This window comes from Bartonella sp. LB28NMGDW, assembly GCF_042194435.1.
GTDB lineage: Bacteria > Pseudomonadota > Alphaproteobacteria > Rhizobiales > Rhizobiaceae > Bartonella > Bartonella grahamii.
This window is the reverse complement of record NZ_JBHIMX010000176.1, coordinates 1-530: the sequence shown is the minus strand read 5'-3', so window position 1 is coordinate 530 and position 530 is coordinate 1. Positions and strand designations below refer to the sequence as shown.

Below are 530 nucleotides of genomic sequence, written 5' to 3'. Positions count from 1 at the left end.
ACACCAGCAAAAGACTTTTCATGCTTTTCTTTTGCGTTAGAGGTATCATAGCTTTCTGATAGGGTGATATTATTGCCAGCATCAATGTTGACATCACGATCCGCCGAAACAATGGTTGCTTGTAAATTCACATCATTGCCACCATTGATCTGCACATCTTTTCCCGCCTTGAAATGAGATGGCGTATTGGTATTTTCCCATTGGTCCCCTGTGTCTTTGGCGCTCGCAATTCCAACACCTACAGAAGCACCGCTAGGGTTCTTTTCAAACTGAAACCCAAAACCTGTGCGTTCTTCCTTTGAGCTTGCCCTATGACGATTGTGACCAGGTGAAACATTCACATCATGGGCTGCCGAAACATGAATATTTTCTTGCGCAGTAAAATCAGAGCCCTCCACGTTCACATCTTTTTTGGTGGCGGTGATGGTGATATTTTTCCCATTGAGAGAAGAGCCTTGATGCTCAAAACTCTCTTCATTTTCTGTCTTTCCCTCACTCCCGTATATCGACACAAAACCCTTGCCTGATCC

The 530-nt window shown here is 44.3% G+C and carries 1 protein-coding gene; it reads right to left on the bottom strand.

The genetic code is table 11. From position 1 onward, the window contains the following. Positions 1-530: hemagglutinin repeat-containing protein (locus tag ACFIKG_RS09870; protein WP_375652262.1), on the bottom strand; the 530-nt coding region annotated here is incomplete at both ends.